Below are 12,057 nucleotides of genomic sequence, written 5' to 3' on the forward strand. Positions count from 1 at the left end.
CCCCTCGTCGGCGTCGTCATGGGTTCCGACTCCGACTGGAACGTCATGCGCGAGGCCTCGGAGCTCCTCGACGAGTTCGGCGTCGCCCACGAGGTCGAGGTCGTCTCGGCGCACCGCACGCCCGAGAAGATGATCGCCTACGGCAAGGAGGCGGCCGGTCGCGGCATCCGGGTGATCATCGCGGGCGCGGGCGGCGCGGCCCACCTGCCGGGCATGCTCGCGTCGGTCACGACCCTGCCGGTCGTCGGCGTGCCCGTGCCGCTCTCCCGGCTCGACGGACTCGACTCGCTGCTGTCGATCGTGCAGATGCCCGCCGGCGTGCCCGTCGCGACGGTCTCGATCGGCGGCGCCAAGAACGCCGGACTCATCGCGGTGAAGATCCTCGCCACGTCCGACGACACCCTGCGCGACGCCCTCGCCGACTACGCCGCATCGCTCGCCGCGCTCGTCGAGCAGAAGAACGAACGCCTGAAGTCCAGCCGATGACCCTCGCCGCCAGTCCCATCCGGCACCCCGACACCGGGTCGCGCCCGCTCATGACGCGGCGCGGCTGGTGGCTCGTGGGGATGAACATCCTCATCCCCGGTTCGGCGCAGGTCCTCGCCGGCGACCGTCGGCTCGGCCGCTTCGGCCTCGGCGCGACGCTCGCCCTGTGGGTCCTGGTGCTCGCGGCGATCATCACGTGGTTCGCGGCGCCCACCGTGGCGTACACGATCGCGTCGAACAGCATCGCGCTCTGGATCATCGCGCTCGGACTCGTCTTCTACGCCGTGCTGTGGCTGGTGCTCACGCTCGACACGCTGCGGCTCGTCCGCCTGGTCAAGGCGCAGCCGTCGGCGCGAGCGCCGATCGCCGCGCTCGCCACCGTGGTCCTGGTCGTCGCCTCCGGCGGCGCCGCGTACGGCGCCTACCTCGCCACGACGGCGAGCGGCTTCCTGTCGACGGTGTTCGCGGCCGGCCCCAGCGAGCCGCCCGTCGACGGGCGGTACAACATCCTGCTGCTCGGCGCCGACACCGGGCCGGACCGCGAGGGCACGCGTCCCGACAGCATGACCGTGGCCTCGATCGACGCGCAGACCGGGCAGGCCGTGCTCATCGGCCTGCCGCGCAACCTCGAGGACGTGCACTTCCCGGCGGACTCCCCGATGGCGTCGGCCTATCCGAGCGGGTACGGCACGGAACAGGGGTGCCTGGTCGACGTGTGCCTGCTCAACTCGATCTACACCGAGGCCGAGGTCGTCACGCCCGAGCTCTACCCCGACGCGGCGAGCCGCAACAGCTCGCCGGGCATCGAGGCGATGCGGGATGCCGCGGAGGGCGTCACCGGCCTCACCATCCAGTACTTCGTCGTCATCGACATGCAGGGCTTCGAGGCGCTCATCGACGCGCTCGGAGGGGTCGAGATCACCGTCGAGGAGCGCCTGCCGATCGGCGGCGACGAGTACCTGCAGAACGTCGACGGCTGGGTCGAGGCCGGAACGCAGCGGATGAACGGCTACACGGCGCTGTGGTACGCGCGCTCGCGGTACAGCGGCACCGACTACGACCGGATGGAGCGCCAGCGCGTGCTGCAGGAGGCGATCCTGCGCCAGTTCACGCCGGCGAACGTGCTCACGAAGTTCCAAGCCGTCGCGCAGGCGGGCGCGGAGACGGTCCGGACCGACATCCCGCAGTCGATGCTCGGCTACTTCGTCGACCTCGCCGGGAAGACCCGGGAGCTGCCGGTCGCGACCGTCGAGCTCACGCCCGACGCCGGGGTCGACCCGGCGTACCCGGACTGGGACCTCGTGCACGCGCTCATCCAGGACGCGATCACGACGGCGACCGCGGAGCCGACCCCGCCGGCGCCCCAGGCCGGCTGATCGCCGCGAGGTCGAGCGGCTACAAGTCGGCGTGCAGCTGCCAGACCCGCTCGGCGGAGTCGCGCCAGTCGAACGCCTGCGCCCGGTCGGTGCCGGCGATCGAGAGTCGCTCGGCGACGTCGCGCTGCTCGACGACGGCGGTGATCGCCGCCGCGAGGCGCTCGACGTAGCCCCCGCCGACACCGACCGGCACGGCGATGCCGGCATCGGCCGAGACCTCCAGGTAGGCGGGCGTGTCGGAGTGGATCACGGGAGCGCCGAGGCGGAACGCCTCGATGAGCGCCGTGCCGTCGCCCTCGTCGTGGCTGGGCGCGACGACCGCGGTCGCGCGCGAGAGCACGACCGCGTGCTCGGCGGGGTCGTCGGGTTCGACCGCGACGACGCGCGCCGGCGCCACGCCGGCCTCCTCGGCGACCGTGGCCAGGTGCTGTTCGCCCCAGGTCTGCGGGCCGATCACGACGAGGGGGATCTCCGGCACGCCGGGCCGGCCGAGCGCGTGCAGCACGTCGACCACGCCCTTGCGCGGCTCGAGGGTGCCCTCGACCGCGAGGTACTCGGCCGGGAGCCCCAAGCGCCGCGCGACCTCGTCGGCGTCGCCGGGCACCTCCAGGCCGGGTCGGGGCGCCGTGCCGATGACGCGCACGCGGTCGCCGAGGTCGACGACCTGGGCCAGGCGCTCGGCGAGGGCGTGCGTCGGCACCACGACCGCATCCGCGTGGCGTCGCGCCCGCTTCAGCATCGCCTTCTGCCAGGCCACCGACGCCGACGTGAGCGACTCGGGGTTGGTCCAGGCGAGGACGTCGTGCACGGTCACCACCACCTGCTCGCCCGGGACCGTGCGGTCGTGGCGGCGCAACGGCGCGAACAGCGTCGGCGCGTGGATCATGCCGCCGCCCGGCGAGGTCGTCAGGCCGAACTGCCAGGCCGCCGCGAGCTCGCGACGCGCGAGGCTCGACTTGTAAAGGCCCGACAGCCCGGGGAACGCCTCGAGGATCCGGTCGTAGTCGCTCGGCAGCGAGCTGGAGACGACGCCCTCGACCTCGCACCCGCGCGGCGCGGTCGCGATGAGCGCGCGCGTCAGGGCCTCGGTGTAGCGGCCGGTCGGCCCGGGAACGGGCGCGACGAACTGGTCGACGATCACGCGGAGCGTGGTGGCCATGCCCCTCCTCGGATGCTCGTGCGGCGGCCCGTCAACTGTAACGTCCGGGGCCGGTCGCCGTGCCCCGGCCGCGACCCTGTGGACGGCGACGACGTGCGGACAGGGCAAGATGGATGGGTCCCGTCCCACCGAGAACGAGAGCGAATGAGCCCCACCCCTGCGTCCGCGCGCGTCGTCGCGGTGGTCGTCGCCTACAACCGCCGCGACCTGCTCGCCGAGGTGCTGGCCGCCCTCGCCGCCCAGGAGTCGCCGCTCGAGCGCGTGGTGGTCGTCGACAACGCGTCGACGGATGCCTCGGCCGACGTCGCCCGCGCGGCCGGCGACCTCGTCGACCTCGTCGAACTGCCGAGGAACACCGGCGGGGCCGGTGGCTTCGCGGCCGGCATGGCCGTCGCCCTCGCCGATCACCGCCCGGACTGGATCTGGTTGATGGACGACGACACCGTCCCCGAGCCGGCCGCCCTCCGGGAGCTGCTCGCCGGGGTGTCCGGCACCGACGCCGTCGTCGCGGGCTCGCGCGTCGAGTGGTTCGACGGCACCGAGCACCCGATGAACACGCCGCGGCCGAAGCCGTTCGCCGCGCGCCGGGAGCGGCGCACGGCCACCGAGCGCGGCGTCGTACCGATCCGCAGCACGTCCTTCGTCTCGATGCTCGTGCGGGCGGACGTGGTCCGCGAGATCGGGCTGCCGATCGCCGACTACTTCATCTGGAACGACGACTTCGAGTACTCCACGCGGGCGCTCCGCGGCCGCCGCGGCGTGCACGTCCCGGCATCCGTCGTCGTGCACAAGACGCGCGTCCTGGGTTCGACCGATGCCGACCCGGGGGCACGGTTCTACTACGAGGTCCGCAACAAGCTGTGGATGTTCCGCCGGTCGCGGAGCCTCGCCGGCTGGGAGAAGCTGCTCTACGGGGGCTCGAGCGTGCTGCGGTGGGTGCGCACGTTCGCGCGCTCGGCCGACCGGTCGGTGCTCGCCGACGGCTGGCGTCGCGGATGGCACGACGGAACCCGCTACCGTCCGCGGCCGAACGCCGACGCGCTCGCCGGGCTCGGCCGCGCCTCCGACGCGATCGCGGCGGTGGAGGCGCCGTGAGCGAACCGTTCAGCCTCCTGATGGCCGTGTACCGGGGCGACCATCCGGTGCACTTCGCCAAGGCGTTCACCTCGAGCGTCGAGGCGCAGACGCGACGCCCCGCCCAGGTCGTGCTGGTCCAGGACGGACCGGTCTCGCCCGGGCTGGAGGGCGCGATCGAGACGGCGATCGCCCACTCGCCCGTCCCCGTCCTGCACCACCGCATCCAGGAGAACGCGGGCCTCGCGCACGCGCTCGCCGAGGGGCTCGCCCGCTGCGAGCACGACATCGTGGCCCGGATGGACGCCGACGACATCTCGCTGCCGGAGCGCTTCGCGGCGCAGCTGCCGCTCATCGAGGGCGGACTGGATCTCGTGGGCACCGGCATGCTCGAGTTCCTCGACGACGACGGCTCGATCGTGGGCCGACGCGTGCCGCGCACCGAGCAGGCCGAGATCGAGCGGTTCGCCCGCTTCCACGACCCCTTCAGTCACCCGACGGTCGTCTACCGGCGCAGTGCGGTCGAGCGCGCCGGGGGATACCAGCCCCTCGGCCTCATGGAGGACTACTGGCTCTTCGCGCGCATGATCCACGCCGGAGCCCGGGTCGGGAACCTCGCCGAGCCCCTGCTGATGTACCGCGTGGGCGACGGCGCCTACGCGCGGCGCGGCGGCCGGGCCCAGTGGAGCAGTGAGATGCAGCTCCAGCGCGCCCTGCGTCGCATCGGCTTCACCACCCGGCTGCAGTACCTCCGGAACGTCCTCGTCCGCGGCACCTACCGGTTCGTCCCCGAGCCGATCCGGCGTCGCGCGTACCGGCGCCTCATCGCCCGCGGATCGAGTTCCGACCACGCCTGAACCGCCCGGCGGCATCCGTCGGCGCGCTCGCGACGCCCGCTCGCGCCGGACGGGACGCGCCGCCCGCGATGCGACGCGCCGAGCCGGAATACCCCCCGGGGCCCCCGGCATCCGCTTACCATGAGGCCCGTGTCCCTGCGTGCAGGGGCGGTTCGGGGGGAATGACATGGCGTCGGTACGTGCGATGTTGACGACGGCGGGAGCCGTGGTCGCGCTGATCGCGAGCGCGCTCACGGCGCAGGTGACGATGCCTGCGCAGAGCGCGGCGGCGGCGGCGGATCCGAAGGACTTCAACGCCGGGATGATCATCAGCGACCAGGTCTTCTACGACAGCTCGACGATGACCGCGGCGCAGATCCAGTCCTTCCTCAACGCCCGCGTGCCGACCTGCGCGAGCGGCTACGTGTGCCTGAAGGACTACTCGCAGGCCACGACGAGCCAGCCCGCCCGCAGCGAGGGCTGCGCCGCGTACGCAGGCCAGGCGAACGAGTCCGCCGCGCTCATCATCTACAAGGTGGCGCGCGCCTGCGGGATCAACCCGCGCTCGCTGATCGTGCTGCTCGAGAAGGAGCAGGGCATCGTCACCGACTCGTCGCCGTCGTCGCGGCAGTACCGCTCGGCCACGGGCTACGGCTGCCCCGACACTGCCGACTGCGACGCCAACTACTACGGCTTCTTCAACCAGGTGTACAACGCCGCCTGGCAGTTCCGGAAGTACCGTGCGAACCCGGGCATCCGCGCCTACCAGGCGGGTCGGTACAACACGATCCTGTGGCACCCGAACACGGCGTGCGGATCGTCGCAGGTGTACATCCAGAACCAGGCGACGGCGGGCCTGTACATCTACACGCCCTACCGCCCGAACGCGGCGGCGCTCGCGAACCTGTACGGCACGGGCGACGCGTGCTCGAGCTACGGCAACCGCAACTTCTGGAGGCTCTTCACCGACTGGTTCGGCTCGACGAGCGCGCCGGCCGCACCGCCGCCCGCGCCGCTGTCCACCGACCAGATCCCGATGGTCTACGCCGTCGACGGCGCCGGGGCCATGTACCTCTACCCCGGGTCGGGTACGGGTGGCTGGCGACCGCGCGTGCAGGTCGGCAGCGGATGGAACAACATGAAGTTCATCGACGGCGTGGGCGACGTCACCGGTGACGGCTACCGCGACGTCATGGCGATCGACGCGGCCGGGACCCTGCGGACCTACCCGACCGACGGCCGCGGGAACTTCCGGAGCCCCGTCGAGGCCGGGACCGGGTTCCAGAACGTCACCGCGATGTTCGCCGCGGGCGACTTCGACTCGGACGGCGACCAGGACCTCTTCACGCGGGATGCGGCCGGCGTGCTGCGCCTGCACATGAACAACGGCAACGGCACGTTCGCGCCGCCGAAGCAGGTGGGCATCGGCTGGAACGTGTTCACCACGTTCGTCGGCAGCATCGACGTGAACGGGGACGGCAACCCCGACGTGCTCGGTCGCGCCGCCGACGGAGCCCTGTGGCTCTACGCGGGCGACGGCCGTGCCGGATGGAAGCCCGCCCAACGGGTCGGCACCGGCTGGAACGTGATGACCAGCATCATCACGCCCGGGGACTTCGACGGCGACGGACGCGACGACCTCCTGGCGCGCGACGGCGCCGGTGGCCTCTACCTGTATGCCGGCAACGGCACGGGCGGCTGGCGCGCACCCAAGCTCATCGGCAACGGGTGGAACGGGATGGCGCTCCTCGCCGGTCCGGGTGCGAAATCCGGCCGGGTGGTCCCGCTCACGACGGGCATGGGCGACCTCACGGGCGACGGCACGCGCGACCTCATCGCGCAGGCCTCGGGCGTCGGCACCTGGATCTACCCGTCGAACGGGTCGGGCGGTTGGCTGCCGCGTCGGACGGCGCCCGGCGAGTGGGGTGGCACGAACCTCGTGTTCGGCGGAGGCGACTGGGACGGCGACGGGCGTCGCGATGTGTTCGCGCGCGACACCGCGGGCGACCTCTGGCGTCACGCGAGCGACGGCAACGGCGGGTTCGCCCCTCGAGTGAAGGCCGGCAACGGCTGGGGCGGCTTCACGGCGGTGTTCGGCGGCGGCGACGTCGACGGTGATCGCGATTGGGACATCATGGCCCGCGACAGCTCGGGGGTCCTCTGGATCTACCCCGGCAACGGCGCAGGCGGGTTCGAACCCCGCGTCCGCGTCGGCGGAGGCTGGGAGACGATGCGGTGGGTGTTCAGCCCGGGCGACTTCACGGGCGACGGGCGCCCCGACCTCATCGCGGTGACCAGCGCGGGCGAGATGCGCCTGTACGCGCGCACCGCGACCGGGTACGCGGCCCCGACCGTGATCGGCAGCGGCTGGCAGGGCATGACGTGGGTGGGCAGCCCCGGCGACCTCGACGGCGACCTCAGGGCCGACGTCCTGGCCCGCAGCTCCGACGGCGTGCTCCGGCTGTATCCCGGCAACGGCCGGGGCGGATGGCTGACCGTACGCCAGGTCGGCAGCGGATGGCAGTCCATGACGCTCATCGGCTGACCGGTCGCCGGGCTGCGCGGGGCGGTTCCGCTAGGATCGTCGGGTGTGCTCCGTGAGGTCAGGCGAGTGACGGCCGCCGGTCCCGTCGCGGAGGTCGTCATCGCCGTTCACGACGCGCGGCGCCCGGTCGGACGGGCGATCGGTTCGATCGTGGGCGAGCCCGGAGCGGGCCGCCGGCACGGTGCGCCGGCGCGCGCGCGGGTGACCGTCGTGTGCCACAACATCGAGGCGTCGGCGTTCGCGGCCACGGTCGAGCGGTTCGCCGATGCCGACGTGCGGTGGCTCGAGCTGCACGACGGCATCCGCAGCCCGGCGGGCCCCTTCAACCACGGACTCGCCCGTGCGGAAGCGCCCTACGTGAGCGTCATGGGCTCCGACGACTGGTTCGACCCGGGCGCGGTCGACGCCGCGGTTCGCCACCTCGAACGCGACGCCCCGCAGGTGCTCGTGCTGCCCTTGCGCCATCAGGACGGCCCGCCGATGGCGAACCCCCTCAGCCGCCGCGGACGGCATCGCCGGCTGGACCCCGTGAAGGACCGCCTCGCCTACCGCACGGCGCCGCTCGCCTTCATCGACCGGCGACTGGTCGACCGGCTCGGACTCGAATTCGTGCCGGGGCTCCGCTCGGGCGAGGACGCCCCGTTCTCGGCCCGCCTCTGGAACTTCGCCGAGCGCATCGACTTCCACCCCGCCGACCCGGGCTACGTGATCGGCGCCGACGCCGCCGTGCGGGTGACGACCGCCCCGATGGACGTGGAGGACGAGCTCGCCCCGTTCCTCGGGCTCTTCGCCGAGCCGTGGGTGGCCGCCATGCCCCCCTCCCGCCGTCACGCGCTCGTCGTCAAGACGCTCAGGATCCACCTCGTGGGCGGTCTGGTCCGGCGCGCCGAGGCCGACTCGCTCGGCCCCGGCGAGCACGAGGCCTATCGCTCGCTCGCGCAGGCGGGACTCTCGATCGCGCCGCGCGCGCTCGATCCGATGTCGCGGCGCGACCGTGCCATCCTCGATCTCCTCGTCGCCGAACGGCCCGCGGAACTCGGCGCGCTCCGGGAAGCGGGCCGGCGCCGCAACCGCGCGGGTCGCGCCGACCGGCTGCTCACCCGCGACCTGCGGCACGCGCTCGACCGGGAGTCCGACCTGCGCCGGCTGCTCAGGTACGTGGGGTGGCCGCATTGAGCACCGCACCGGTGCATGAGAGAGGGACGATGACCAAGCCTGCGCTCCTGATCCTGTCGTTCTCGCCCATCGCCGGCGACGCGCGCGTGCTGAAGCAGGTGCGCCTGTTCCGCGACCGCTACGCCGTCACCACCTGCGGGTACGGCGAGGCGCCGGAGGGCGTCGAGCACATCCGAATCCCCGACGGGCTCTCGGTCACGGCGCTGAACGGCCGGCTCATCACCCTGCGCTGGTATCGGCGCGCCTTCTGGAGCCTTCCCGCCGTGCGGTGGGTGCGCCAGGCGCTCGCCGGACGACGGTTCGACGCGGTGCTCGCCAACGACCTCGAGGCGGTGCCCCTCGCGCTGCGCGTCGCCGACGGCGGTCGCGTCCACGCCGACCTGCACGAGTACGCGCCGCGGCTGCACGAGGAGCACGCCGCATGGAATCGCCGCATCCGCCCCTTCGCCGAATGGCTCGCCCGACGCTACGCGGCGCGTGCGGCATCCTGGACCACGGTGGGCGCCGGCCTCGCGCGGGAGTACGAGCGCCAGTTCGGCTTCGCGCCCGCGGTCGTGACGAACGCCGCGCCCTACGCCGACCTCCAGCCGGGACCCGTCGGCGATCCGATCCGTCTCGTGCACAGCGGGGCGGGCCTCGGCAACCGCAACCTCATGACCATGGTGGAGGGCGTCGAGCTCGCCCGGCGCGAGGTGACCTTCGATCTCTACCTCACGCCCAACGACCCCGCCTACCTCGACCGCATCCGCCGCCACGCCGAGCGCAGCACCCGGGTCCGGCTGCACGACCCGGTTCCCTACGACCGCCTCATCGCGACGCTCAACGAGTACGACGTCGGCGTCTTCGTGCTGCCGCCGGTCAACTTCAACTACCGCTGGGCGCTGCCCAACAAGCTCTTCGACTACATCCAGGCGCGCTTGGGCATCATCGTCGGCCCCTCCGAGGAGATGGCGCACTACGTCCGCGAGCACGACCTCGGCGCCGTCGCCGACGATTTCACCGCCGAGTCCCTCGCCCGCGCCATCGATGCCCTGGACGGCGACGCCGTCCGCCGGATGAAGCTCGCCTCGCACGCCGCCGCGCCGGTCGTGTCGGCGGAACGCGAGGTCCACGGATGGGAGACCGCGATCGATCGACTGCTCGGGGCCGGGAGCCCCTCGTGAGCCGGCCCTCGCTGCTGATCCTCTCGTTCTCCGACATCCGCGGCGATGCCCGGGTCCTCAAGCAGGTTCGCGAGTTCACCCGCGACTACGACGTGACCACGTGCGGGTACGGGGCGGCGCCGGACGGCGTGGTCGAGCACCTGCGCATCCCCTCCGACGCTCCCGCGTGGCGCTTCGACCGGGTCGCGCTCGTCCTCCGACGGTTCGAGCGGGCGTACCGCGGCAACCGCGCCGTCGTCGAGGCGCAACGGCTGCTCGGTGAGCGCACCTTCGACGTCGTGCTCGCCAACGACCTCGACACCGTTCCGCTCGCGATCGGGCTGCGACCGCGCGGGGGCGTCCACGCCGACCTGCACGAGTACACCCCCCGCCAGCGATACGAGGACCTGCGGTGGCGGATCTTCTTCGCCCCGCTCATGGCGTGGCTCGTTCGCCGCTACGTGCGTCGCGCCGACTCCGTGACGACCGTGGGGGAGGGCGTCGCCGCCGAGTACGAGCGCGTCTTCGGCATCCGCGCGGGGGTCGCGACGAACGCCGCCCCGTACGTCGCCGCGGCGCCGACGCCGGTCGGAGAGCCCATCCGGCTCGTGCACAGCGGTGCCGGCCTGCGCAACCGCAGCATCACGCTCATGATCGACGCCGTGGAGCGCGCGACGAGGCCCGTGACGCTCGACCTGTACCTCACCGAGAACGACCCCGGCCTCATCGCCGAGATCCGCGACCGTCAGTCGGAGCGCGTCCGACTGCACCCGCCCGTACCGTACGCCGACCTGATCCGGAAGCTCGCCGAGTACGACGTCGGCGTGTTCGTGCTCCCGCCGATCAACTTCAACTACCGCTGGGCGCTGCCCAACAAGCTGTTCGACTTCGTGCAGGCGCGCCTCGGGATCATCGTCGGCCCGTCCCCGGAGATGGCCGGTGTGGTGCAGCGGCACGGACTCGGCACGGTCACCGCCGGATTCGACGCCGACGACCTGACCCGCGAGATCGACGCGCTCACGCCCGAGCGCGTCGCCGAGTGGAAGGCCGCGTCCGACCGGGCCGCCGCGGAGCTGTCCAGCGAGACCCAGGTCGCCGTGTGGCGTCGCGCGATCGACGCGCTGGCCGCGCGTGCGCGCTCGGCGTGAGCCGGCTCAGCGGGCGCGGCGCACCAGTTCGTCGATGACGCGCTCGGCCGCCCGCCCGTCGCCGTAGGGAGCGGCATCCGCGGGCTGCGGCGCGGCACGGCCGACCGCGTCGCGGATCTCCTCGGCGCCGTTGGCGAGCACGTTCCAGCCCAGCTCGACGGTCTCGACCCACTCGGTCTCGGTGCGCACGGTCGTGCACGGAACGCGCAGGAGGAACGCCTCCTTCTGCAGTCCGCCCGAGTCGGTGACCACCCCGCGCGCCGACAGGACGGCGTTGATGAGGTCGGGGTAGGCGAGCGGCGCGTGCGAGACGAGCGAGCCGGCGTCGAGGTCGATCCCGTGCTGCTGGGCCCGCGCGATGACGCGCGGGTGCGCGAGCAGCACCACCGGGTGGTCGATGGTCGACAGCGCGTCGACGATCATGCGCAGCCGCGCCGGGTCGTCGGTGTTCTCGGCGCGGTGGATGGTCGCCACGGAGTACCCGCCCGGCTCGAGGCCGAGCTCGTCGACGAGCTCGACCGGACGGCCCTGCTGGGCGTCGCGAACCTGCATCAGGACGTCGGTCATCACGTCGCCGACGACCACCGACCGGGCGGCGAGGCCCTCGTCGGCGAGGTGACGCGCGGCCACCTCCGTCGGCGCGAGGAGGAGGTCGGCGGCATGGTCGGTGAGCACGCGGTTGTGCTCCTCGGGCATGCGACGGTTGAAGGAACGCAGCCCGGCCTCGAGGTGGGCAACCGGAAGATGCAGCTTGACCGCGCTCAGCGTCGCGGCGAGCGTCGAGTTGGTGTCGCCGTAGACGAGCACCCAGTCGGGCGCGTGCTCCTCGAACACCGCGTCGAGGGCGCCGAGGATCGCGCCCGTCTGGACGCCGTGGCTGCCCGAGCCGACGCCGAGGTGCACGTCGGGTGCGGGGATCCCGAGGTCGGCGAAGAAGACGTCCGAGAGCATGGGGTCGTAGTGCTGCCCGGTGTGGACGATCTCGTGCTGCACCCCGGCGGCGGCCGCCGCGTGCGCGATCGGGGCGAGCTTGACGAACTGGGGGCGCGCGCCGACGACGCTGATGACCTTCACGGGCCCCGATTCTACGGTGACGGGCCGGTGCTAGCGTATTC

Annotated in this window: 10 protein-coding genes; 8 read left to right on the forward strand and 2 right to left on the reverse strand. The window is 72.8% G+C overall.

Translation table 11 applies throughout. From position 1 onward, the window contains the following. Positions 1-18 precede the first annotated feature (18 nt). Positions 19-486 (forward strand): 5-(carboxyamino)imidazole ribonucleotide mutase, encoded by a 468-nt coding sequence (gene purE, locus M1L56_RS04265; RefSeq protein WP_248598426.1) that lies wholly within the window; start codon positions 19-21, stop codon positions 484-486. Further along, positions 483-1,862: an LCP family protein gene (locus M1L56_RS04270; protein ID WP_248598303.1), complete on the forward strand. Its 1,380-nt coding sequence runs from the start codon at positions 483-485 to the stop codon at positions 1,860-1,862. Before purE ends, M1L56_RS04270 begins: the two co-directional genes overlap by 4 nt. Before the next feature lie 19 nt (positions 1,863-1,881). On the opposite strand, the gene M1L56_RS04275 is transcribed toward M1L56_RS04270, so the two are convergent. Next, positions 1,882-3,021: a glycosyltransferase gene (locus tag M1L56_RS04275; protein WP_067950170.1), complete on the reverse strand. Its 1,140-nt coding sequence runs from the start codon at positions 3,019-3,021 to the stop codon at positions 1,882-1,884. Between the two features lie 144 nt (positions 3,022-3,165). Between M1L56_RS04275 and M1L56_RS04280 the strand changes: the two genes are divergently transcribed. The 6 genes from M1L56_RS04280 (at position 3,166) to M1L56_RS04305 (ending at position 10,942) form a co-directional block, all read left to right on the forward strand. Next, positions 3,166-4,116, forward strand: coding sequence for a glycosyltransferase (locus M1L56_RS04280; protein ID WP_248598304.1), 951 nt, complete (start codon positions 3,166-3,168; stop codon positions 4,114-4,116). Beyond that, positions 4,113-4,952 (forward strand): glycosyltransferase, encoded by an 840-nt coding sequence (locus M1L56_RS04285; protein WP_231878644.1) that lies wholly within the window; start codon positions 4,113-4,115, stop codon positions 4,950-4,952. Before M1L56_RS04280 ends, M1L56_RS04285 begins: the two co-directional genes overlap by 4 nt. 166 nt (positions 4,953-5,118) lie before the next feature. Next, positions 5,119-7,476 (forward strand): VCBS repeat-containing protein, encoded by a 2,358-nt coding sequence (locus M1L56_RS04290; protein ID WP_248598305.1) that lies wholly within the window; start codon positions 5,119-5,121, stop codon positions 7,474-7,476. 45 nt (positions 7,477-7,521) lie between these two features. Beyond that, positions 7,522-8,652 carry a glycosyltransferase gene (locus M1L56_RS04295; RefSeq protein WP_248598306.1) on the forward strand — a complete coding sequence of 377 codons (1,131 nt, stop codon included), beginning with the start codon at positions 7,522-7,524 and terminating at the stop codon, positions 8,650-8,652. A gap of 29 nt (positions 8,653-8,681) precedes the next feature. Continuing rightward, positions 8,682-9,815: a glycosyltransferase family 1 protein gene (locus M1L56_RS04300; RefSeq protein ID WP_248598307.1), complete on the forward strand. Its 1,134-nt coding sequence runs from the start codon at positions 8,682-8,684 to the stop codon at positions 9,813-9,815. Next, on the forward strand, positions 9,812-10,942 hold the full coding sequence (locus tag M1L56_RS04305; protein ID WP_248598308.1) for a glycosyltransferase family 1 protein: 1,131 nt from the start codon (positions 9,812-9,814) through the stop codon (positions 10,940-10,942). Before M1L56_RS04300 ends, M1L56_RS04305 begins: the two co-directional genes overlap by 4 nt. 6 nt (positions 10,943-10,948) lie before the next feature. On the opposite strand, the gene wecB is transcribed toward M1L56_RS04305, so the two are convergent. After that, a complete protein-coding gene (wecB, locus tag M1L56_RS04310; RefSeq protein WP_248598309.1) occupies positions 10,949-12,016 on the reverse strand; it encodes a non-hydrolyzing UDP-N-acetylglucosamine 2-epimerase in 1,068 nt (355 codons plus the stop codon). Between the last annotated feature and the right edge of the window lie 41 nt (positions 12,017-12,057).

Origin of the sequence: Agromyces sp. C10 (assembly GCF_023217995.1) — a bacterium.
In the GTDB taxonomy this organism is placed as follows: Bacteria; Actinomycetota; Actinomycetes; order Actinomycetales; family Microbacteriaceae; genus Agromyces; species Agromyces indicus.